Below are 21,833 nucleotides of genomic sequence, written 5' to 3' on the forward strand. Positions count from 1 at the left end.
GTCACACCCGTTCCCATACCGAACACGGAAGTTAAGCTCTTTAGCGCCGATGGTAGTTGGGGGCTTCCCCCTGTGAGAGTAGGACATCGCTAGGCGCAAAAAGTCGCTACTGATACACTCAGTAGTGGCTTTTTTTGTCTAAGATCAAATAGAAAAAAAGAGGCATTTCATTAATAGAAATGCCTCCTACTATTTTAAACAGTTGCTGCTCGTAGTTCGATACGACGAATTTTCCCGGATGTTGTTTTTGGTAACTCATCAATAAAGACAATACTACGAGGATATTTATAAGGCGCTGTTAATGCTTTTACATGCTCCTGTAACTCTTTGATTAATTCCTCTTCATTGTGCTCCTTGAAGCTGTCTCGTAAGATAACATAGGCTTTGACGATATGCCCTCTAATTTCATCTGGAGCAGCAACAACTGCACATTCTTGTACGGCGTCATGTTTGTTTAACGCATCTTCTACTTCAAATGGTCCAATAGTATAACCAGATGAAATAATAATATCATCGCCACGACCTTCAAACCAGAAGTAACCGTCTCCATCACATTTTGCTTGATCACCTGTAATATACCATTCTCCACGAAATGCCGCTTGTGTGCGCTCAGGCTCCCGATAATACTCTTTAAATAAAGCTGGTGAGGATTTGTGTACGGCAATATCGCCAACCTCGCCAATGGGTGCTTCATTTCCTTCATTGTCGATAATACGTACAATATTACCTGGAGTTGGGACACCCATTGAACCAGGTCGTAACTCCGTATTTTCGAGAGTACCAATTAGTAATGTATTTTCCGTTTGACCATAACCGTCGCGGACTTTTAAGTCAAAGAGATTCATAAATGTTTCAATGACCGGACGATTTAATGGTTCACCTGCAGAAACGGCACTACGGAGAGAAGATAGATTATAATCTTCTAAGTTATCAAGCTTCGCCATGATACGATATTCAGTTGGTGTGCAGCAAAGAACATTTACTTTCTCATCTTGCATCAACTGAAGATATGTTTTTGCATCAAACCCACCATGATAAACAAAGGCAGTAGCTCCAAGCATAATTGTTGATAAGAACGGACTCCAAATCCATTTTTGCCAGCCTGGAGCTGCTGTTGCCCACACTAAATCTCCTTCACGTACGCAAAGCCATTGTGAAGCCGCTGTTCGAATATGTGCGTAACCCCAACCATGAGAATGGACAACACCTTTAGGCTTACCTGTTGTTCCAGAAGTATAAGAAAGGAACGCCATGTCATCACGTTTAGTAGCAACAGTTGTAAATGTATTTAGTTGCGAGCTAGCCAATTCATCTAAAGAAGACCAATCTCCTGAAGCTGTTCCGATGACCAATTTGTTTTTTAATGCGTCCATAGAAGATGAAATTTTGTCGATTTCACCAGTAAATGCCTCATAGGCGATAACAGCACTAGCGGAAGAATGTTCTATACGATATTCTAAATCACTTGCACGTAACATTTCAGAACATGAAATAGGAACGATACCCGCTTTTAAACAGCCAAGGAAAACAAAATAGGCCTCTGGTAGGCGTGGAATAATAACTAATACGCGATCTCCCTTTTGAAGCCCCTTCTTCGTAAAGGCGTTTGCGTATTGATTCATTTTTTGAACAAGTTCTACATAAGTAACTGTTTGTCTTTCTTGTTGTGTATTTAACCAACGTATGGCTTGGCGATCACTATCTTGCGAAAACTTTTCTAATTCCTCTGTGATGTTATAAAAATCAGGTGCAATTAAATCCTTTGTTACCATTTGAACATTCCTCCCCAGAAATAATTGATAGAAAATTCGTAAAACTATTTTTATTTTAACAATTGGAATAATATACAGCAAGAATATTTAATACACAAAATAGAAATATTAGATTTAATAGAGAACTATTATGCTTTCCAGAGAATACTAAAGAAGGTTTCGACAAAAAATATAATATTTTTCACAAAATATGTTGCATTATTTAGAATGCTTGCTATAATAAGAAATGTACTTAAGAGGTTGTCTAAACCGATTTGAATAGTATTGTTCCGAAGTAGCTCAGTTGGTAGTAGCACCTGACTGTTAATCAGGTTGTCGCAGGTTCGAGTCCTGCCTTCGGAGCCATTTTTTTTGCTTATTTTTAAGATAGTATTATACATAAAAAAAATGCAAAAAAGTGTTGCAACAATTTAGAAATGATGTTATTATAATTATTGTCTTGTTTGAGACATAAAGTTTGGCCCCTTGGTCAAGTGGTTAAGACACCGCCCTTTCACGGCGGTAACACGGGTTCGAATCCCGTAGGGGTCACCATTTAGAATGCATGATTTTGGTGCATCGGCTTTAAAAAGAAGATAAACTGTGATATAACACAAAACACCTGTTTCTATGGAGGATTAGCTCAGCTGGGAGAGCATCTGCCTTACAAGCAGAGGGTCGGCGGTTCGAGCCCGTCATCCTCCACCATTATTGTGTTATTCCGGAGGGGTAGCGAAGTGGCTAAACGCGGCGGACTGTAAATCCGCTCCTTAGGGTTCGGCGGTTCGAATCCGTCCCCCTCCACCAGTTTTATAAAATGATTGGGGTATAGCCAAGCGGTAAGGCAACGGATTTTGATTCCGTCATGCCTAGGTTCGAATCCTAGTACCCCAGCCATTTTTCTTTTATGAGCCATTAGCTCAGTTGGTAGAGCATCTGACTTTTAATCAGAGGGTCGAAGGTTCGAGTCCTTCATGGCTCACTTTTATAGAATAAAACATATTCAAAAGTGGTATATTAAATACAGATAACTAATCTCTTGCTGAAAACAGCAGGAGATTTTTTTATGTTATTTAGAATTGAATAAATATGCATATTTATGTTGGGTTGAGCCAAGTGGTATGTAGGCTTTACAATAGTCTTATAACTTTTAGGAGGTATAAAAACATGAATAAACTTAATATTTCTATTATTGGAGTACCAACAGATTACGGTCAAACACGTCGAGGCGTAGATATGGGGCCAAGTGCTATTCGTTATGCAGGGGTTGTGGAACGCCTAGCAGCTATTGGACACGAGGTACAAGACCAGGGGGATATTCGTGTTAGTCAAAAGCATGCGGATGCAGCAGTAGATGAGAAGTTATTGAATTTAGAGGAAGTTGTAGAAGTTAGTACTGCTTTAGCTAATAGCGTGCACGAAGTAGTAGAACAGAAAAAATTCCCGCTGGTATTTGGAGGAGATCATAGTATTGCTATTGGGACACTTTCAGGGTTAGGGGAACATTATAAAAATCTAGGTGTGATTTGGTATGATGCTCATGCAGATTTAAATACACCTGAAACAACACCTTCTGGCAACATACATGGAATGCCATTAGCAGTAAGTATTGGACTAGGTCATGATCGTTTAGTTCAAATTCGTAATTATGCTCCAAAAATTAAGCCGGAAAACGTTATTATTATTGGAGCTCGTTCTGTAGATCCTGGAGAGCGAGATTTGATTCGTGAACAAGGAATTAAAGTGTACACAATGCATGAAATTGATCGACTTGGCATGACGCGTGTCATGGAAGATGCACTTGCTTATTTAAAAGAGCGTGAGGTTGATGGATTGCACTTATCGCTTGATTTAGATGGACTTGATCCTCTTTATACGCCAGGGGTTGGAACGCCTGTCCCAGGTGGAATTACGTATCGAGAAAGTCATTTAGCGATGGAAATGCTACAAGAGTCCGGCATGCTAACTTCAGCAGAATTTGTAGAAGTTAATCCGATCTTAGATGAAAAGAATACAACAGCAAATGTGGCGGTTGCTTTAATGGGATCTTTATTTGGAGAAACACTAGTTTAAAGAAAATTTTACAAAAAATTGCCTGTTGCCACATTGCATAAAAATCTTTTGCTATAATTGAAATAAAACGAAACTTTTCTTATCGAAGGGTCGTATAGTATAAGACAGTTGTAAAGGTGGAGAAGTCAACACAATGGATGCGTTAGTAAATAAGAGAATAAAACAAGTGCTTAAAGGCGATCAAAACGCATTTGCCGATATTGTGAGTCTCTATCAGCACAAACTGTACCAAGTATGCTATCGAATGTTAGGTAACAAACAAGAGTCTGAAGATATTGCTCAAGAAGCTTTTGTTCGGGCATATATGAATTTGCATACTTTTGATCAGAAAAGAAAGTTTTCGACGTGGCTTTATCGCATAGCGACGAACCTCTGCATAGATCGTATTCGGAAAAAGAAACCAGATTATTATTTAGATGCAGAAGTAGCTGGTACAGAAGGGCTTGATATGTATTCGCAAATCGCAGCAGACGACCAGCTACCAGAGGAGCAGTTAGAGCAAATGGAGCTGCAAGATCGCATTCAATACGAAATTGGACGTTTGCCGGATAAATACCGTTCGGTTATAGTATTGAAATATATAGAAGAGTTATCGTTGCAAGAGATTAGCGAGATTTTAAATATGCCGCTTGGAACGGTGAAAACGAGGATTCACCGCGGTCGTGAGGCATTACGTAAGCAGTTAAACAATCTGTAGGAGGGGAGCGTCATGAATACTTGTCCAGAGCATATTATTGATTATATGCATGATTATTTAGACGGTGACATTAGTCGTGAGCATGAGCAAGAGTTAAAACAACACTTGCATACATGTAATGATTGTAAACAGTTGATGCAAGAATTGAGTGAAACAATCGCCTTTGTGAAGAGTGCTTCCCATATTACAGCGCCTCCGGATTTTGAAGCAGCAGTGATGGCTCGTTTACCAAAACCAAAAAGTCGAGTAGGCATACAAAAATGGATACGCCGACATCCATTTTTTGTGGCAGCAGCAGTATTTTGTTTATTCATGAGTGCTACCTTGCTCGGTAGCTTTATGGATGACCAGCACTTCTCTGTGACCAAACAGCCCAATTTAGTTGTGGATGGTCAAACGGTTATAGTACCTGAAGGAGAATTGGTAAAGGGCGATATTGTTGTGAAAAATGGCGATTTGATTGTTGAAGGTGAAGTGGATGGTAACGTCACAGTAATAAATGGGCAATACATGGCATCTTCAGCGGTAGTTTCAGGGAGAATTGAAGAAATTGACGAAGTATTTGAATGGTTATGGTATACAATTAAAAACTCTGTAAAAACAGCCGTGACATTCGATGAAAAAGAAGAAACTAAATAACACTCTATACGTCCTAAAAAATAGTGCACGTGAGAGGCTGAAAGGTCTACTCTTCTGAGTAGACTTTTTATTTGAAAAAAGTTACATTTGATAAGAATGTGCTATACTTGAATGTGTATGGATTCGCAATGAAAAGTGGGGGATGCCACGTGCAAATTATTGAACATTTCACAGATTTAACGCCTGTGAATATTGTTGTTAACTTCATTGATGTACTGCTCGTTTGGTACGTCGTTTATAAAGTCTTAACCCTCATTAAAGGTACGAAGGCTGTCCAATTACTTAAAGGAATTTTCGTCATTATTATTGCACGACTTGCAACAGACCTTTTAGGGTTACAAACACTAGGTTGGATGTTACAACAGGTCATTGAGTTTGGTTTCTTGGCGATTATTATCATTTTCCAGCCAGAAATCAGACGAGGTTTAGAACAAATTGGTCGAGGGAAGCTTTTCCAACGATCATCTAGCCAAGAAGACGAAGAGCAAACAAGGCTCATAGAAGCTATGAAAAAATCTGTAAGTTATATGGCTAAACGTCGAATAGGTGCGTTAATTTCAATTGAAAAAGAAACTGGTCTAAATGAATATATTGAAACGGGTATAGGACTAAATGCTGAAATTTCTTCAGAACTGTTGATCAATATCTTTATACCAAATACACCGCTACATGATGGAGCGGTTATTATGCAAAGAGATAAAGTTACGGCAGCAGCTTGTTATTTACCCTTATCTGAAAGTCCATTTATTTCAAAAGAGTTAGGGACACGCCACCGCGCTGCGCTTGGTTTAAGCGAAGTTACGGATGCTATAACAATTGTTGTCTCAGAAGAAACAGGTGCCATTAGTATTACGCTAAATGGTAATCTCCATCGCAATCTTTCTCTAGAGGAGTTCGAGACACTATTACGAAAAATGTGGTTCGGATCAGCACAAGAGTCAAATGCAGCCTCTAAGTTGACTTGGAGGGGGAAAAAGAATGGATAAAATGATGGATAGCCCATGGGTATTAAGAATCATCGCGCTATTTTTAGCATTTTTGCTTTTTTTCTCAGTTCGTACTGAGCTATCTCCAATTAATACAACAACAACGACTGAACAAACGGATATTATTCGTGATGTGCCAGTAGATGTTTATTATGATAATGAAAATCTGATTGTAACAGGCATACCTGAAACCGTAGATGTGAAGATAAAAGGACCAATGCCTGTAGTTATAAAAACAAGAGCAACAAAAGATTTCTCTGTATTTGTTGATTTAAGTAATCTATTGATTGGGGAGCATGATGTAAAGCTACAATACGAAAATATTTCTGATAAGTTAAAGGTTACATTAGACCCTGCAACTATTCATGTAAATATTGAGGAAAAGGTCACGAAGGAGTTCCGGGTAGACCCTGAAATGAATCATCGACTAATCGAAGAAGGTTATGTTTTAAAAGATATGATAGCTGATCCACCGACAGTTTACGTGACAGGTGCAAAAAGTGCTATTGAAAGTATTAGCTATGTAAAAGCTACTGTTGCAGGAGAGCAAGGCTTAAAGCAATCATTCTCTCAGGAGGCAGCGGTAAAGGTATTGGATCGTGACTTAAATAAGTTAGATGTGACGATTGAACCTGATACTGTGAATGTTCAAGTCGATATAGCAGAGTATAGTCGAGAGCTTCCCGTTGTCCTTAAGGAAATGGGGCAAGCAGCGGAAGACATTACAATTAATTCATTAACATTTACGCCAAAAATGATTAAAGTATATGGCAGAAAATCGATTATTGATGGTTTAACAGAAATTCCAATAACAGTGGATCTGTCAAAAATTACAGAGTCAAAAACTTATGAATTTGATGTAAAATTACCAGATGGTGTAACAAAAATATCTGACAAGAAAATTAAAGTGAAGGCGGATATTACAAAAGTAGAGAAAGAAGAACAGCAGAAAACACCGGCTTCTACAGAGGAAACGCCACCCCCAACTGAGGAAACCGATGTGAAGGATGATAGTACTACTACTGATAAAAATACGCCAACTGAGGAAACGGAAGATATTGATTCTTAAACAATATCTGACTATAATTTTATTTTGATTCTAAATCAAAAATCCAATGGGAGTTTGTTTTGGTGAGTAGATGACAAAATATTCACCAAACAAGCTATCTGAGTGGAACATTAAAAATTACCAATGAATAAATAAAAACAGACTTTTCCAAAAGTAAGCGGACAAGTGTCTATCGATGATTGGCAATTATAAGACACGGTCTTGCATTGAAGGAGAGAATAAGTAGAATGGGTAAATATTTTGGAACAGATGGCGTCCGTGGCGTCGCGAATAGTGAACTAACACCGGAAATTGCATTTAAGCTTGGCCGTATAGGTGGCTATGTTTTAACAAAAGATGCAACTGACCGTCCAAAGGTTTTAATTGGTCGTGACACACGTATTTCAGGTGAGATGCTTGAAGGTGCACTTGTTGCTGGTCTTTTATCAATTGGGGTAGAAGTGATGCGTCTTGGCATTATTTCAACACCAGGTGTGGCATACCTTACTCGAATTATGAGCGCAGATGCAGGCGTCATGATTTCAGCTTCTCATAACCCAGTTGCTGACAACGGCATTAAATTTTTTGGCCCAGATGGCTTTAAGCTAACAGATGCACAAGAAGAGGAAATAGAAGTATTACTAGATGCTCAAGAGGATACATTACCTCGTCCAATTGGAGCAGATTTAGGATCTGTAAGTGACTATTTCGAAGGTGGTCAAAAGTATATTCAATACTTAAAACAAACAGTGGATGAAGAATTTGATGGTATCCATGTAGCGTTAGACTGTGCGCATGGTGCTACCTCATCATTGGCGACACATCTCTTTGCTGACCTTGAAGCAGACATTTCTACAATGGGTGCTTCTCCAACTGGCCTCAATATTAATGCTGGTGTAGGTTCGACACACCCAGAGGGACTAGCTAAATTTGTATTAGAAAAGAATGCAGATGTTGGTCTAGCGTTTGATGGGGATGGTGACCGTTTAATTGCCGTAGATGAAAACGGTAAAATTGTTGACGGCGATCAAATTATGTTTATTATTGGTAAGCATATAAATGCAGTCGGTCGTTTAAAAAAGCAAACAATTGTTTCAACAGTTATGAGCAATATGGGCTTTTATAAGGCTGTCGAAGATAACGGTATGCTAAGTGTACAAACTGCGGTAGGTGATCGTTATGTTGTAGAGGAAATGCGTGCTAATGATTACAATTTAGGTGGCGAACAATCAGGGCATATAGTTTTCTTAGATTTTAATACAACAGGCGATGGTCTACTAACAGGCATTCAGCTTGTCAATATTATGAAAGCAACAGGTAAAAAGCTTTCAGAACTTGCTGCTGAAATGAAAATCTATCCTCAACGTCTTGTTAATGTTCGGGTAACAGACAAGCATGCCGTGACTGAAAATGCGAAAGTGGTGGCTGTGATTGCAGAGGTAGAAGCGGAAATGGCCGGAAATGGCCGTGTCCTAGTACGCCCTTCAGGTACAGAGCCGCTTGTCCGTGTAATGGTGGAAGCTGCTACAGAAACAGATTGTGGGCGTTTTGTTGAACGTATAGCAGATGTTGTACGTGCAGAAATGGGCTTAACAGAATAGTAAGTATAGAAACTCGATTTCCTTTTTTAGGGAATCGAGTTTTACTTGTTTGAAAAGAATGTTTGAAATGGACAAGATGGGGAACAGTAAAAAGGAGTCACAATAACAAGGAGTGTTTTACTGATATGGCTAAAATCGCTACAGTTATTACCGATATGTTCGAGGATAGTGAATTTACAAGTCCTAAAGAAGCCTTAGAAGCGGCTGGACATCAGCTAGTTACAATTGATACGGAAGCAGGTAAAGAAGTTGAGGGAAAGCAAGGTACAACAGTGAAGATTAATAAAGGCATTGATGAAGTGATAGCAACTGATTTCGATGCATTGTTTATACCAGGTGGTTTTTCTCCGGATATCTTACGAGCCGATGATCGCGTGGTGGCATTTGTAAAATCCTTTATGGATGATATGAAGCCAACTTTTGCCATTTGTCATGGGCCACAACTACTGATTACGGCTAAAACATTAAACGGACGTGACACCACAGGTTATAAATCCATTCAAGTAGATTTAGAAAATGCAGGGGCAATATTCCATGATGAGGAAGTATTCGTCTGTCAAAAGCAGTTAGTAACAAGTAGAACGCCAGATGACCTGCCTGCCTTTAATAGAGAAATAGTAAAATTATTGGCTAGTAAATAATAAACAGGCACAAGCGATTTTTACTTGTGCCTGTTTGCTATCTTTTCCAATGAGTCCGCCAACCCCCTATCCTAAAAATAGAAATCCTCCATAAAACAATCCAATGGCTTCGTAATCTGAGGGGTCTCGTAATATTGTTGAAAGCGTTCGTTTAGATCTAGTGACTGCTCAGAATCATTTGCGAATTTTAACTCTTGACTAGCTTTCTCAAAAGCCTCTTGCTCTGTCAATCCTTGTGACACCAAATCAGCCATATAATCACCCATATATAAAATCATATCATCCTGTGCTTCTTTACCCTGATCAGACCGGCTTTTAAATTTGGATAGCTGTTTGTTAATTTTATGTTTAGTCTGTCCTCCTTTTTTAAAGAGTTTTTCCATATAGGTCATTTCTACTTCTTGTTAATAACTTTGCGAATGGATTCTAGCAAAACGATTCATTTTCTCTTTGGTCTCACGGCTAAAATTAATGGTTTTTTCCTCCTCCAGTTTTTAAAATTTCTAGACGGCTACTTAAAAAATCCTATTTTACCCAAAAGGTATTTAGTTTTTCCTGCCCTTGCTCATTTAGCGTATAAAATTTCCTTGGTGGTCCCATTTCAGATGGTTTTTTGACAATATTGACTAAACGGTTTCTTTCTAAACGCATCAGCAACGAATAAACTGTTCCTTCTGTGATACCCTCAAACCCCATATGAATAAGTTGTTTGACGATTTCATATCCATAAATTTCGCCACGTCTAATGATTTCTAATACGATTCCCTCTAAAACGCCTTTGAGCATTTCGCTCAGATTTTCCACAAATTCACCCCACTGACAAAAAACAATAAGTACTAAGTATTGCTAAATAGTGGGTTTGTCAAGATTTTTAATAAAGCTAACATTTGTTTGTCTACATATTTGTCACGAAAAAGCAAGGGTACTAGTTTTTTTTATAACGAAAATTTGACGGATAGCATATGATTGAGTATGATGGAGAAGTTGAAGACGAGGTCCGACCTTGTACATTAACGAACGCATAAGGAGGAAAGAGAGCGTAAAATCGGAAAACAATTATAGCGCCTGAGCTGAAGAAATAGGACGAAAAAGATCTTCAGCAGACGAGGTGGAGGTTTATCGAAAATTCGGCGGATGCCTCCCGATCGACATACCCGATTGTCATTTTTCATTTTGAAAGCATTTGAGTGATTGAATGTACAGAAAATGGAGAAGGTATCGTAAAGCAATAGATGAATAGAAAAAACTTCACATATCGAAAGTTCCATTCAGATGGCTGAATGATTTATTTGCATGTTCGGGAGTGCTTTATTTTAACTAAAAATAAAGCACGCTTGTCCATTCAAAAAATTCGATAGATGAGGTCTACTTTGTCATTGCGTCAAATTGACAATATCGGAGGACGAGAATTTATGTGTGGAATTGTAGGATATATTGGTGAATCAGATGCAAAGGAAATCTTATTAAAAGGTTTAGAGAAACTAGAATACCGTGGCTATGACTCAGCGGGTATTGCAGTACGTAATGAAGAAGGCGTAACTGTTTTTAAAGAAAAAGGACGTATTGCTGACTTACGAGAAGCAGTAGATGAAGATATTGCTGCGAAAATCGGCATTGGTCATACACGTTGGGCTACACATGGTGTGCCAAATCGTTTAAATGCTCACCCTCATCAAAGTGCATCAGGACGATTTACGCTTGTGCACAATGGGGTAATTGAAAACTATCACCTATTACAAAAAACATATTTAAAAGGTATTCCGATGAAATCTGATACAGATACAGAGGTTATCGTGCAATTAGTAGAGTTGTTTGTAAAAGAAGGTTTAAGCACAGCAGACGCTTTCCGTAAAACGTTATCTTTACTACATGGTTCATATGCACTTGCACTTTTAGATGCAGAAGCCGCAGATACAATCTTTGTAGCGAAAAATAAATCACCACTTTTAGTCGGAGTTGGTGAAGGCTTCAATGTTGTTGCTTCGGATGCTATGGCTATGCTACAAGTTACAGATCAATATGTGGAGCTACATGACAAAGAGATTGTTATTGTGCACAAAGCTAGTGTTGAAATTACTAAACTAGACGGTTCTGTAGTAGAACGCGTACCATATACAGCTGAGCTTGATATGAGCGACATTGAAAAAGGAACATATCCTCATTACATGCTAAAAGAAATGGATGAGCAGCCTACAGTAATTCGCAAAATTATTCAAGCGTATGAAGGTGACAATGGTGATCTAACAATTGATGCGGAAATTTTAGAAGCATTACGCGCTGCAGATCGCTTATATATTATTGCTGCGGGCACAAGCTATCATGCAGGTCTCATTGGTAAACAATATTTCGAAAAAATGGCAGGTATCCCAGTAGAGGTTCATATTTCTAGTGAATTCGGTTACAATATGCCATTACTTTCAGAAAGACCTTTATTTATCTTCATCACACAGTCGGGTGAAACAGCAGACAGTCGTCAAGTACTGGTAAAAATTAAAGAGCTTGGCTATCCAACATTAACGATTACAAATGTTCCTGGTTCTACACTATCGCGTGAAGCAGATCATACTTTGTTATTACATGCGGGTCCAGAAATTGCTGTAGCTTCTACAAAAGCATATGTGGCACAAGTAGCTGTCCTTGCTCTAGCAGCTTATGTAACGGCAAAGGCAAATGGCAAAGGCTTAGAGTTTGACTTAAAACAAGAACTTGCGATTGCCGCAAACGGTATCCAAACGATTATCGATTCAAAAGAAGTGTTAGAAGATATCGCAGAAGACTACTTAAAAATCGCACGCAACGCATTCTTCATTGGCCGTAATATGGATTTCTATGTTAGCCTTGAAGGTGCCTTAAAGCTAAAAGAAATTTCTTACATCCAAGCAGAGGGCTTTGCGGGTGGTGAGCTTAAACACGGAACAATCGCTTTAATTGAAGAAGGTACACCAGTGTTTGCACTTGTTACACAAGCATCAGTAGGGTTAAACATTCGTGGTAATGTGAAAGAAGTAGCTGCCCGTGGTGCATATCCATGTATTATCGCGATGGCTGGCATTGATGAAGATGGCGACCGTTTAGTAATCCCGCATGTTCATGAATTACTAACACCACTTGTATCTGTAGTGCCATTACAATTAATCAGCTACTATGCAGCGCTACACCGTCGTTGTGATGTGGATAAACCACGTAACTTGGCTAAATCGGTGACTGTTGAATAAGAGAACTGAATAATAAAGTTGTACTTGTTGAGTTGCAATAAAGATGTATACTAGACAAAAAAGTCGTATACTTTTCAATAAAGTCTTATACTGGACAAAAAAGTTGTATACTGATTACTTAAACTGAATACATGAGTGATTATAACTATGAAATAAAAACCTTGGTACAGTGTGTTGCTGTACCAGGGTTTTTGTTTACGTTTTTTTATTATGGGACACAAAATATATATAATTGAATAGCCTTTATTACATTGATTGATTTACAATTCAAATTAAAAAAGAACTAATTATTATGAAGAGATTGATCATTTAAAACAAAATTCAAAGCAGGATTTTTCTTATTCAACAAACGGGCCATATTGTTGAACTACAATCTTTTATAAAAGGTTACTTTACAATGATTTAAACCTCCCAAACTATATAATTAAATCACTAGCACCAATGTATTCATACACTCCACTCATTGTGAAGCTGTTGCATGGTTGGAATTAATTACTATAAAGAAAAAGAACGAATTTCCGATGGTGAAATTCGTTCTTTTTTGTTGAAGTTATTGAACGAAGCAGGTTAGTTGAACAAAGGGATTTTCTTACTCCTAATTAAGTGTCACCTCGTGGTAATAAGTAGTATAATTTAAATAAACTAGAAATGAATTTTGGGGTGGTAAGCCCTTTCGACAAGGTCTTAAAATAATGATACATACTATTTTCGTACATTTGGACGAACAGAAAAAATCTAATGGATTGGCATCCTATTATTAATAAAATACTTGTGAATCTTATTAATGATAATGGCACCAGGACAAGTAAAGCATTAAAAATCATCGAAAATCAAGGTGTTATTGTGATCAAAGCAAAGTTCTAAAGCTATTCGGCATAGAGGTGAAACATTGTTAAACAAGCTAACTTAACACACTTTTATAAAATTAAAGTTCTTTATCTACCGGTTAGCCTACTGGTCCAGTGAATCGGGGGTATTACACTATACTAATTTAAAATGTTTACACATTCATTGATACACAAGGGAGGGGATTTTTAATTGAGGGAACAAATACTTATCGTAGATGATAATGAAGACATTATTTCTTTCTTAAAACCTGCTCTAGAAGTAGAAGGATATATTGTAGATTATGCTTTAAACGGGAAAGAAGCTTTAGGCAAAATTAGAGAAGAATTTGATATCATATTATTAGATGTTGGACTTCCTGATATAGATGGTTTCACAGTTTGTGAAAAGATTAAACAAGTTAACTCCTGTCCGGTTATTTTTTTAACAGCAAAGGGTCTTGAGCAAGAAAGAGTTAAGGGTTTCTTGGTAGGAGGAGTTGATTATATAGTCAAACCTTTTTCTTTGAAAGAGCTGATGCTCAGGGTAAAAGTACATATCAAACAATTAGATAGAAAATATGAAAAAACATTCATTAAATCAGGGGAAGTTGAAGTTGATATTTCAGCGAAGAGTATTAAGATAAACGACCAACTAATTGATTTTACTAAAAAAGAATATCAAATCATAGAACTTCTATCTACTCATCCAGGGCAAGTGTTTTCCAAAGAAAAAATCTTCGAATTAATATGGGGATATACTAGCGATAGTGATATTAATACTATCACTGAACATATCAGAAGAATTCGTTCTAAAATTTCCGAGAATACATCCTTTGATAACTGTTATATAAAAACAGTATGGGGGGTCGGATATAAATGGGAAGATTGAAATACCTAAATAGAAATTTAAAGTTAAAAACGCAGTTTCTTCTGTTTTTCATATTAAGTGCTTTCTTAGCTGCTTTCCTTAGTATCATACTTCTCTTAATTTGTATTTTCTTATTTCATGATCTCAAACAAGTCAACGAAATAAAGGATTATGTTGAATTAAATGCTGAGAATGCTTTGAATCAGAACTATCAAAAAGAACTGAAAAGTAGGATACCAGACGACTTTGATTATTGGCTTTTTATAACTGACGATAATATACCTTACACCTCCACGTCTAATTCCATGCCTATTGAACTATCTAATATTATACAAAATCGCCCTACAAAGGAGATCAATATAGTAACAGATGAAAATCATATAATTTCTTATATACCATTACACAGTAAAAATATAGAGGGTGCCTTTATATTAAAGTATAAAAATAAGTTGTTTCTTAATTCGAAATTTATTAATAAGATAATTGATAAAACAAGCTATACAGCTTTTTTTAATCTGTTTGTAATTCTCCCGATAATGATACTTTGCCCTTTTATCACAGCATTTATCTTTTCTTTATTGTTTGCTAGGGGCATTAATAAGCCTTTAAAAGAATTAATTAATGCCAGTGAAACAATTAAACAAGGTAGATTAGATTTTGCAATCAATACCTCTTACAACAATGAAATAGGACAAGTATTAAAATCGTTTGAAGATATGAGAAAAACTCTCCAGGATTCATTAAAAAAACAATGGACGATGGAAGAACAACGTAAAGACATGATTCTCTCTTTAACACATAATATTAAAACACCAGTAACCATTATTAATGGCCACTTAGAATTAATATCTAGTTATGAACAAAGTTTAACAAGTAATCAAAAAAAAGAATCTATGGACATTATAGTTCATAATGCTGATAGAATACGGGTTATGATTAATCAGTTAAACGAGATTTGGGACTTGGAAAGAACCAATTTTTCATTGTTTATTCAAGATGTATCTTTAAGTAAGTTTACAAAGAAAATAAAAGATAACTTTGATCAAATTTGTTCAAAGGAAAATATTTCGTTTAAAATCGTATCATCTATTCATGAAGAAGATACGTTCAGCTTTGATCCTATAAGAATGAATGAAGTATTTGAAAATATTATTTCAAATTCGATTAAATTTACTAATAATGGTGAAATAAAATTTGAAATAAAGAAAGAAGAAGCAGGCATATCTTTTAAAATTTCTGATACTGGAAACGGGTTTAATGAAAAGGAGCTTGAATACATATTCAATAAAGATTATAAAGGTGATGAAGGAGTTAAGTCTATCAATAGTTCGGGGCTAGGTCTCTATATTTGTAAGCTCATTGTAGAAAAACACAATGGAAAGATTAAAGGCTTTAATAATGGTATGGGTGGTGCGAGTATCGAAATTTTCTTGCCACAATCATTAATGCATAAAACTAAAATACAAACTCCATATACCTATAATTAATAGATTAAAATATTTGACGCTTTTTTATTAACAAACACCCCAATATCGATGAAATTAGGGGTGTTTGGCATTATTAGAGGATGGAACTATCAACGATATTGAAAGTACTTAGAAATACTGGCTCCCCGACACTACGGAAACAAAGGTAGGCTCTTTATACAATACTACCTATTCGTTTGTTCCACATCCATAAAGATACACCGAATATTAAAAAGGTAACGAATATAAATATCAACATATTTATAAGTTCGTATGTTCCACCTATAATAGAGTAAGCAACATCTGGTGTATTAAAAAGAATATTTTGTAAAGGTACGGATATATAAATACCTCCAACCAGTAGTGCTATACTTCCAAAAAAAGATAGAAATGTTTTTTTAAACAAGATGCTTAATAATGAAATTATAGGGAGAATAGATAGATGTACTATGAATATAATTGAATAGAACTTTAGATTATAAAAGATCGAGTCAAAAAGATATAAATTTTCATTGATATTATAATAACTTGTGTATTCTACATTAGGCATAAATAAGTATCCTATCAGGGAATTAATAAGAAATACAAACAAAAGCATACTCATATATGTTAGCATTAACGCAATCCATTTTCCAATTAATAACTTCCATTTTTTGAAAGGTCTGAGTAGGATCATTTTGTACCCGCCAGAGTCAATTTCGGAACTTAAAGATTCGCTAAAAAACAGTGGTAAAATAATGAAAATAAATAACGCATTAAATTCGAGCATTTGTGTTACTGGGTAATTAAGATTATTTAATGAATACTGTACGCCATCAACTGTATAATAGTCGTTACCCCATCGCTGTTGAAAAAAGTAGAAGATTAAAATGGGAAATAAAATAGTTATTGCGTATATAATCTTTGTGCTTTTTTTATAAAACATTCTCCCGAATTCTGATTTAATAATTCTTAGCATAAAACTGTCCTCCATTACTCTAAATAATGTTTATTCGTAAAAGCTAAATATGATAAAGATTTGAAAATTAGAAAAATGATAATCATACTATATAAAAAAACATCTGTAATTTCAGCAGCAAAATATGCTGCTCCTTTTGCTTGGATAAACATAGTGGATATTGAACTATAATTCAGTACTATAGGATCACTATCCGCATAGTTTTTAAATACGATAGGTACGTAAGCAATATAAACAATATTAAGAAATACAAAGCCTAGACTTAGGCCCAAAACACCGGCTATTGATTTACATTTAATTGATAAAAACTCGATAATACTTCCAAAAGTCAAAAGGCTCAAATATGCCAAAATATAGTATTTTATAGAAAACAAAATGACATCTATTACGCTGTATAGCCCTTCTTTAAAAAATAATGGTGAAACATTCGCTTTAGGAAGAAATATTAAAGCAAAAAGTAAAGAGACTATACAATGGATTAAAATTATTAAAAATATATTTAGACACATTACTAATGACTTTGCTATATATAACTTGCTTATTGAAATTCCTCTGGTAAATGTCATTCTTAGATAACCTTTTCTATATTCCTCATGAAAACTCAAAATACAAAAAGTTATGACAATTGCGTTAAAAGCAGTTATAAGCATTTCTTGTAAACTAGTTATGTGAAAGTTAAGACTTGAACTAAATACTATATCTGTCATTTCTGCTGTTTTGTTAGATTGTAAAGCGAATTTCAGTGCTAAAAAATTCACTATAAGTATCGCTATAAAACAGACCACATTTATCTTTTTAAACCAAAACTTTTCAAACTCATATATAAACAATGATTTAAACATTAAAACCATCCTTTGTTTCAGATCTATTAAATTTTTCAGGATTTTTCAACTTATTCTTCGATGAAAACGGGAATTATGCCATAAGATCTAAAAAAATCTCTTCTAAATCTTTTTCTTTATCCATTAATAGGCTGTCAGCATCCCCAACCCATTTAATACATCCTTCTTTAATAAATATATATTTATTACAAATCTTTTGAAGCTCATCGAGAAGATGACTAGAGATAAAAAAAGTAATTTCGAATTTTTTTGCAAGACTGAGTATTAATTCACGCAAATCTTTCATACCAACGGGGTCTAGCCCATTAGAAGGTTCGTCTAAAATAACAATGGATGGATTATTAAGTAATGACTGTGCAATACCTAACCTTTGTTTCATTCCTAAAGAATAGTTTTTTACTAAATCATTGCCCCTATCTTTTAGTCCAACAAGTTCTAATACTTCTTCAACTTTATTTAACTGTTCTTTACGATCCATTCCACTATTTAATCTAGCAAGATTTCTGAGATTCTTTCTTCCTGATATATATTCAAAAAACACTGGAACTTCTATTATTGCTCCAACCCCAGACAGTGCCTTTTCTCTATCCTTTTGAACATCAATCCCATTTATTAAAATTTCCCCATCGTTAGGTTTTATTAGTCCGGTAGCCATTTTCATAAGTGTAGTTTTACCGGCCCCATTTGGACCAATAAAGCCGCATATATCTCCTTTCATAATATTAAACGTCATATTTTGAATAACCTTTCGTTTATTTAAAGTCTTACTTACATTTTGAACTTCGATAATGCTTTTCATTTTAATCCCTCTCCTTCAAAAGTTTTTTAGTTTAACTAAGAATGAACATCTCCTTATAAATATAAAAACATACAGATATCAACTTTTTAACAACTATACTCAATATGCAATTCTTTTTTTTGCGGAGCCGATATGACGGCGGTTTGGTATTATTTAGGGAATGGAGGGAAATTTCAGAAAAAAGAAAGTGGTGGGTGAAACGAGATAATCATGCGGAATAGTAATGATGAACCTTTGGAAAATTGAAGTGTATATCCATGAAAAAAATATATTGTGAAACATTTCACTTCAACTAACGGAATGCGTTAGTTGAAGAAAAAACTGTTTGAAGATAAACAAAAAGACTAGGTTCTACTATGGTAGGACCTAGCCAATTACTTAAACCCAACCAGCACCCATGTGTTGCCACATACACTCCACACATATGGTATGTGGGAACATAGTCTACACCTAAAATGATCCTAATGTTATGAAAATTTAGGGGGGAGTTTGAAATGATTTATGATTCTTATTTTGTTTAACCACTACTGCACAGTACAATGATACTATTCAATAGACTAATGTGATGTTCAACAATCGGGCGCAATTCTGCAGCAAGAATTGTGCTTTTCTTCATGAAAAGGGCCATTTAATTGAATAACACTTCTAAATTAAAAATAAGATTTTATGTTAATCTTGATGTGAGTTGTGAAACAATGTACTTAAGCTAACGGAGCAGTTTAGTTGAAGAAGTGGAAGGTTATTTTAAGCAGGTATACCAAAGTGGAATTTTAAATTTCATCTCTATATTGAATGAATTTTTGATAAAAAATGTGCAGTAAAGATATTTCCTAGAAACTCAGTCATATTGAAAAATCCCCAGTTTTATACTGGGGAACTAATTATTTGACGGTTTAATCAGGCTTAATTAATACTTATTATTTTTCTGGATGATCTACATGTAATGGCGGGGGTACTAGCCAACCTTTATTTTTATTAAGGCGTAATAGTTTGGCGCCAAGCTGTTGCGGATTAAATTGAAGAAAAGCTGCAGCTGTCAACTAGCGCCGCAGCTAAGTGCGTGCGATACACTCAATATTAATATGTGCAATTTAAGGTTATCTATACATAAAAAAGCCGCAGCGAGGGAAGTAGCTGAAGCATAGATATTAACTGAACAATATGAGGAAATTAATAAATATGGTAATCGTCTACCTATTACGAATAACCAAGAATTTGTGAAGAATCATACTTTAACTAACGGAGAGCGATTGCCCAATAAATAGTGGTTGATGATCTCTACGAAATAGTGTTAAGAATCCCCAACACTCATCTTTGTAATTCTTAATTAGTATAGGTTTCGGGAAAGTTACGCAGTTAATCAATAACATGAAGAAAACGGCAACCAGCTCAAAAGAGTTTGGTTTTTTGTCTAAACCTATATAGCCTTTCTCACATTTTGTGGAAGCGGCTTGATGCTTGCCCCCTGGAACATGATTTTTTTAAACCGATGACCGTCAGAGATAGGAAGATAACATGTAATATACTGATTTTCCCTATGCCTTTTATACGAAAACCCTCTACATTTTTAGATAACATAAGGACTAACAATATCGCGGTAATTTATAAGTCTCCACTTTTGAATAGTCGTCGTCCTACTGTTTGAAAGTATGTAAAGTAACCACTGTGAAACGTTCAAAAGCGGAGAAAAGTAAATGTATCACTTTTCTCCGTTTTATTTCCGTATAATTTCTGTTGCTTTATAAATTAAATATATTATTTTCCGTCTTTTCCCGTATTCACATGAAATGAAACTTAATCAGTGGGGCATTCTTCATCACCCATTGATTATTTAAGGAACTTTGGTACGCGGGATAAAAAGACACTTTACTTAAATTTATGAGTTACCATTTTTTCGAGCAGCCGCTTCATCTAAAATCTCTTCTCGAAAACCACTCATACTTTCTTCCCTACGTGCATTTTTTTGCTTAAGTGCCTTTCGTTCGTTTTCATCAACGTAAGCCATCATTTCTTCTGCAGCTTCCATATTTTCCTTAGTATTTTTCATCATATCTTGAAGCTTTTCAACATTATCTGATCGATCATCTGGCTTTGGGGTATTTTTCTCCATTTTACTTCCTCCTTCTTTTTAATAAAGTCACAAGATTTATCGTCCCCGATTTAACTAAAAATATTCAGTGCAATAAGTGGGATTTTCTTCAAAAACAAATCTTTGTAAGTAATAGGTCCTCACGTTAAGTTGTAAAGAATATAATTCACGATAAATGGATATAATCAGCATGAATAAACGGAAAAAAATTATGACTAGATAAAAAGAAAATGAGGCGGTAGTGACATGTCTATGGAATGGTTTAACAGAGTAACTGGTGAGCTTCAAGATCATTTGAAATCGATTTGCGAAGAATATGACCAAATCGGTCATATGAATATCAATCGAGGTTCAAAACATCCCCGAATTGAATTTTTTATCTCGACAGAAGATGACGACAGGGTTTACTTTTGCACCCTCCTCTTTGATCCGTATAATGAAGAATTTTACTTAGAAAGCTTTGATATGACGCTTCAACAACCTACAAGAATTATTTTGGATGATATTACTGATGTGGTTGAAGCTGTTCATGAAAGTTTTCATGAATTTATTGACGAAGATAGTGAAGTCTTTTATGTAGATGATGAAGAAGAATATGAAGTTCTAGATGATGAAATTACTCTTGAAGAAATTGATGTGGAATGGGAAACTCCGGAAGTCACGGCTTATCAAATTGAAGATAATCTTGAAGTAACCTATCAGTTTGGGGTAGATAGAGCTAATGGAGATGGCGTTCTGCGAAGAGTCAATCGGATCTGGACAGAAGACGGGGAACTATTCGAAGATGAAAGTACCTTGTCATTTAAAAAAGAAGAGGCAAGTACCATTATCGCCATGATTGCGAGCCATATGGATACTATGACTGGGTATGAAGAAATTATAAACGAATAAGAATAACTGGGCAAAAAGTTGCCCGGTCCTTTTTTGTCTATTTGACTTCAGAGCTTCATCGTTTAAAGACTTAAGGAAAATAGGTCAACAAGGGAAATTGGATAGCTCTTGGACAAGACAATAAGATATATCTTTACTCACCGAATGAAGAAGTAAATAATTTTGAAACTACAAGTACATTTTATCACTTATCTGAAGTTGAGATAGTTATTGGAAACATAGACATGAAAGAACGTAATAATCTTTCATTTTCTGTGGTGTAGTGTTGATTTTACGCGACATGTGTGGCTAACGGGCGCTTTCCTGGAATTGATCTGCACCCCAAATGTTAGAGTCGTGTCTAATGATATGCTCCCCAATAAGTAGACAGATTAAAAAATAAAATCTGTTTGCCGATTGGGGAGATTTTTTATGCGAAAATACAGCTTTTCAAAAGAAGTAA

18 protein-coding genes, 6 tRNA genes and 1 rRNA gene are annotated in these 21,833 nt (G+C 35.6%); 18 read left to right on the forward strand and 7 right to left on the reverse strand.

Going from position 1 to position 21,833, the window contains the following annotated elements; all coding sequences use genetic code 11:
• Positions 1-95: ribosomal RNA gene (gene rrf / locus AO843_RS22405) — 5S ribosomal RNA — on the forward strand; the annotation flags it as partial.
• Between the two features lie 99 nt (positions 96-194).
• On the opposite strand, the gene mbcS is transcribed toward rrf, so the two are convergent.
• Complete coding sequence (gene mbcS / locus AO843_RS22410; protein WP_054613280.1) at positions 195-1,772, reverse strand: acyl-CoA synthetase MbcS; 1,578 nt, start codon at positions 1,770-1,772, stop codon at positions 195-197.
• Positions 1,773-2,040: 268 nt separating this feature from the next.
• Here mbcS and AO843_RS22415 point away from each other — a divergent pair.
• The 13 genes from AO843_RS22415 (at position 2,041) to AO843_RS22475 (ending at position 9,436) form a co-directional block, all read left to right on the forward strand.
• A tRNA-Asn gene (locus AO843_RS22415) sits at positions 2,041-2,117 on the forward strand.
• A 114-nt stretch (positions 2,118-2,231) separates the two neighbouring features.
• Positions 2,232-2,306: transfer RNA gene (locus tag AO843_RS22420), tRNA-Glu, on the forward strand.
• A gap of 77 nt (positions 2,307-2,383) precedes the next feature.
• Positions 2,384-2,459: transfer RNA gene (locus tag AO843_RS22425), tRNA-Val, on the forward strand.
• Positions 2,460-2,474: 15 nt separating this feature from the next.
• Positions 2,475-2,558, forward strand: a tRNA-Tyr gene (locus AO843_RS22430).
• 15 nt (positions 2,559-2,573) lie between these two features.
• Positions 2,574-2,648, forward strand: a tRNA-Gln gene (locus AO843_RS22435).
• Positions 2,649-2,660: 12 nt separating this feature from the next.
• Positions 2,661-2,733: transfer RNA gene (locus AO843_RS22440), tRNA-Lys, on the forward strand.
• Between the two features lie 185 nt (positions 2,734-2,918).
• Positions 2,919-3,824, forward strand: a complete 906-nt coding sequence (rocF, locus tag AO843_RS22445; RefSeq protein ID WP_054613281.1) for an arginase — start codon at positions 2,919-2,921, stop codon at positions 3,822-3,824.
• A 133-nt stretch (positions 3,825-3,957) separates the two neighbouring features.
• Positions 3,958-4,521: an RNA polymerase sigma factor SigW gene (gene sigW / locus AO843_RS22450; RefSeq protein WP_054613282.1), complete on the forward strand. Its 564-nt coding sequence runs from the start codon at positions 3,958-3,960 to the stop codon at positions 4,519-4,521.
• 12 nt (positions 4,522-4,533) lie between these two features.
• Positions 4,534-5,160, forward strand: a complete 627-nt coding sequence (locus AO843_RS22455) for an anti-sigma factor family protein (protein ID WP_054613283.1) — start codon at positions 4,534-4,536, stop codon at positions 5,158-5,160.
• Between the two features lie 149 nt (positions 5,161-5,309).
• Positions 5,310-6,146, forward strand: coding sequence for a diadenylate cyclase CdaA (gene cdaA, locus AO843_RS22460; RefSeq protein ID WP_156314019.1), 837 nt, complete (start codon positions 5,310-5,312; stop codon positions 6,144-6,146).
• Positions 6,139-7,215 carry a CdaR family protein gene (locus AO843_RS22465; RefSeq protein WP_054613284.1) on the forward strand — a complete coding sequence of 359 codons (1,077 nt, stop codon included), beginning with the start codon at positions 6,139-6,141 and terminating at the stop codon, positions 7,213-7,215. The genes cdaA and AO843_RS22465 overlap by 8 nt, the downstream gene beginning before the upstream one ends.
• 227 nt (positions 7,216-7,442) lie before the next feature.
• Positions 7,443-8,795: a phosphoglucosamine mutase gene (gene glmM, locus AO843_RS22470; RefSeq protein WP_054613285.1), complete on the forward strand. Its 1,353-nt coding sequence runs from the start codon at positions 7,443-7,445 to the stop codon at positions 8,793-8,795.
• 125 nt (positions 8,796-8,920) lie between these two features.
• Positions 8,921-9,436 (forward strand): type 1 glutamine amidotransferase domain-containing protein, encoded by a 516-nt coding sequence (locus AO843_RS22475; protein WP_054613286.1) that lies wholly within the window; start codon positions 8,921-8,923, stop codon positions 9,434-9,436.
• Between the two features lie 71 nt (positions 9,437-9,507).
• Here the strand turns inward: AO843_RS22475 and AO843_RS22480 are convergent, their stop codons facing one another.
• Both AO843_RS22480 and AO843_RS22485 read right to left on the reverse strand, forming a co-directional pair.
• Complete coding sequence (locus AO843_RS22480; protein ID WP_156314020.1) at positions 9,508-9,819, reverse strand: hypothetical protein; 312 nt, start codon at positions 9,817-9,819, stop codon at positions 9,508-9,510.
• 142 nt (positions 9,820-9,961) lie between these two features.
• Positions 9,962-10,240 carry a PadR family transcriptional regulator gene (locus AO843_RS22485; protein WP_054613288.1) on the reverse strand — a complete coding sequence of 93 codons (279 nt, stop codon included), beginning with the start codon at positions 10,238-10,240 and terminating at the stop codon, positions 9,962-9,964.
• 608 nt (positions 10,241-10,848) lie between these two features.
• Here AO843_RS22485 and glmS point away from each other — a divergent pair.
• The 3 genes from glmS (at position 10,849) to AO843_RS22500 (ending at position 15,833) form a co-directional block, all read left to right on the forward strand.
• Positions 10,849-12,651, forward strand: coding sequence for a glutamine--fructose-6-phosphate transaminase (isomerizing) (gene glmS, locus AO843_RS22490; protein ID WP_054613289.1), 1,803 nt, complete (start codon positions 10,849-10,851; stop codon positions 12,649-12,651).
• Between the two features lie 1,038 nt (positions 12,652-13,689).
• Positions 13,690-14,367, forward strand: a complete 678-nt coding sequence (locus AO843_RS22495; RefSeq protein ID WP_054613290.1) for a response regulator transcription factor — start codon at positions 13,690-13,692, stop codon at positions 14,365-14,367.
• On the forward strand, positions 14,355-15,833 hold the full coding sequence (locus AO843_RS22500; protein ID WP_054613291.1) for a HAMP domain-containing sensor histidine kinase: 1,479 nt from the start codon (positions 14,355-14,357) through the stop codon (positions 15,831-15,833). Before AO843_RS22495 ends, AO843_RS22500 begins: the two co-directional genes overlap by 13 nt.
• Positions 15,834-15,987: 154 nt before the next feature.
• On the opposite strand, the gene AO843_RS25660 is transcribed toward AO843_RS22500, so the two are convergent.
• From AO843_RS25660 to tlp, 4 genes are all read right to left on the reverse strand, one after another.
• Complete coding sequence (locus AO843_RS25660) at positions 15,988-16,785, reverse strand: ABC transporter permease (protein ID WP_082389573.1); 798 nt, start codon at positions 16,783-16,785, stop codon at positions 15,988-15,990.
• Positions 16,785-17,612 carry an ABC transporter permease gene (locus tag AO843_RS22510; protein WP_054613293.1) on the reverse strand — a complete coding sequence of 276 codons (828 nt, stop codon included), beginning with the start codon at positions 17,610-17,612 and terminating at the stop codon, positions 16,785-16,787. Before AO843_RS22510 ends, AO843_RS25660 begins: the two co-directional genes overlap by 1 nt.
• A 73-nt stretch (positions 17,613-17,685) precedes the next feature.
• On the reverse strand, positions 17,686-18,411 hold the full coding sequence (locus AO843_RS22515) for an ABC transporter ATP-binding protein (RefSeq protein ID WP_054613294.1): 726 nt from the start codon (positions 18,409-18,411) through the stop codon (positions 17,686-17,688).
• A 1,876-nt stretch (positions 18,412-20,287) separates the two neighbouring features.
• On the reverse strand, positions 20,288-20,521 hold the full coding sequence (gene tlp / locus AO843_RS22520; protein ID WP_036221151.1) for a small acid-soluble spore protein Tlp: 234 nt from the start codon (positions 20,519-20,521) through the stop codon (positions 20,288-20,290).
• A 225-nt stretch (positions 20,522-20,746) separates the two neighbouring features.
• Here tlp and AO843_RS22525 point away from each other — a divergent pair, with 225 nt between their 5' ends.
• Entirely contained in the window at positions 20,747-21,391 is a 645-nt protein-coding gene (locus AO843_RS22525; protein ID WP_054613295.1) for a hypothetical protein, read from the forward strand.
• The last annotated feature ends 442 nt before the right edge of the window (positions 21,392-21,833 follow it).

Source organism: Lysinibacillus sp. ZYM-1 (assembly GCF_001308875.1).
In the GTDB taxonomy this organism is placed as follows: Bacteria; Bacillota; Bacilli; order Bacillales_A; family Planococcaceae; genus Lysinibacillus.

Excerpts from the sequence above, each read along its gene's own strand:
- AO843_RS25660 (WP_082389573.1), bottom strand. The coding sequence starts at position 16,785 with ATGGAGGACAGTTTTATGCTAAGAATTATTAAATCAGAATTCGGGAGA.
- sigW (WP_054613282.1), top strand. The coding sequence starts at position 3,958 with ATGGATGCGTTAGTAAATAAGAGAATAAAACAAGTGCTTAAAGGCGAT.
- AO843_RS22480 (WP_156314020.1), bottom strand. The coding sequence starts at position 9,819 with ATGGAAAAACTCTTTAAAAAAGGAGGACAGACTAAACATAAAATTAAC.
- glmS (WP_054613289.1), top strand. The coding sequence starts at position 10,849 with ATGTGTGGAATTGTAGGATATATTGGTGAATCAGATGCAAAGGAAATC.
- glmM (WP_054613285.1), top strand. The coding sequence starts at position 7,443 with ATGGGTAAATATTTTGGAACAGATGGCGTCCGTGGCGTCGCGAATAGT.
- AO843_RS22510 (WP_054613293.1), bottom strand. The coding sequence starts at position 17,612 with ATGTTTAAATCATTGTTTATATATGAGTTTGAAAAGTTTTGGTTTAAA.
- rocF (WP_054613281.1), top strand. The coding sequence starts at position 2,919 with ATGAATAAACTTAATATTTCTATTATTGGAGTACCAACAGATTACGGT.
- mbcS (WP_054613280.1), bottom strand. The coding sequence starts at position 1,772 with ATGGTAACAAAGGATTTAATTGCACCTGATTTTTATAACATCACAGAG.
- AO843_RS22515 (WP_054613294.1), bottom strand. The coding sequence starts at position 18,411 with ATGAAAAGCATTATCGAAGTTCAAAATGTAAGTAAGACTTTAAATAAA.
- AO843_RS22525 (WP_054613295.1), top strand. The coding sequence starts at position 20,747 with ATGTCTATGGAATGGTTTAACAGAGTAACTGGTGAGCTTCAAGATCAT.
- AO843_RS22465 (WP_054613284.1), top strand. The coding sequence starts at position 6,139 with ATGGATAAAATGATGGATAGCCCATGGGTATTAAGAATCATCGCGCTA.
- AO843_RS22455 (WP_054613283.1), top strand. The coding sequence starts at position 4,534 with ATGAATACTTGTCCAGAGCATATTATTGATTATATGCATGATTATTTA.
- tlp (WP_036221151.1), bottom strand. The coding sequence starts at position 20,521 with ATGGAGAAAAATACCCCAAAGCCAGATGATCGATCAGATAATGTTGAA.
- AO843_RS22475 (WP_054613286.1), top strand. The coding sequence starts at position 8,921 with ATGGCTAAAATCGCTACAGTTATTACCGATATGTTCGAGGATAGTGAA.
- AO843_RS22500 (WP_054613291.1), top strand. The coding sequence starts at position 14,355 with ATGGGAAGATTGAAATACCTAAATAGAAATTTAAAGTTAAAAACGCAG.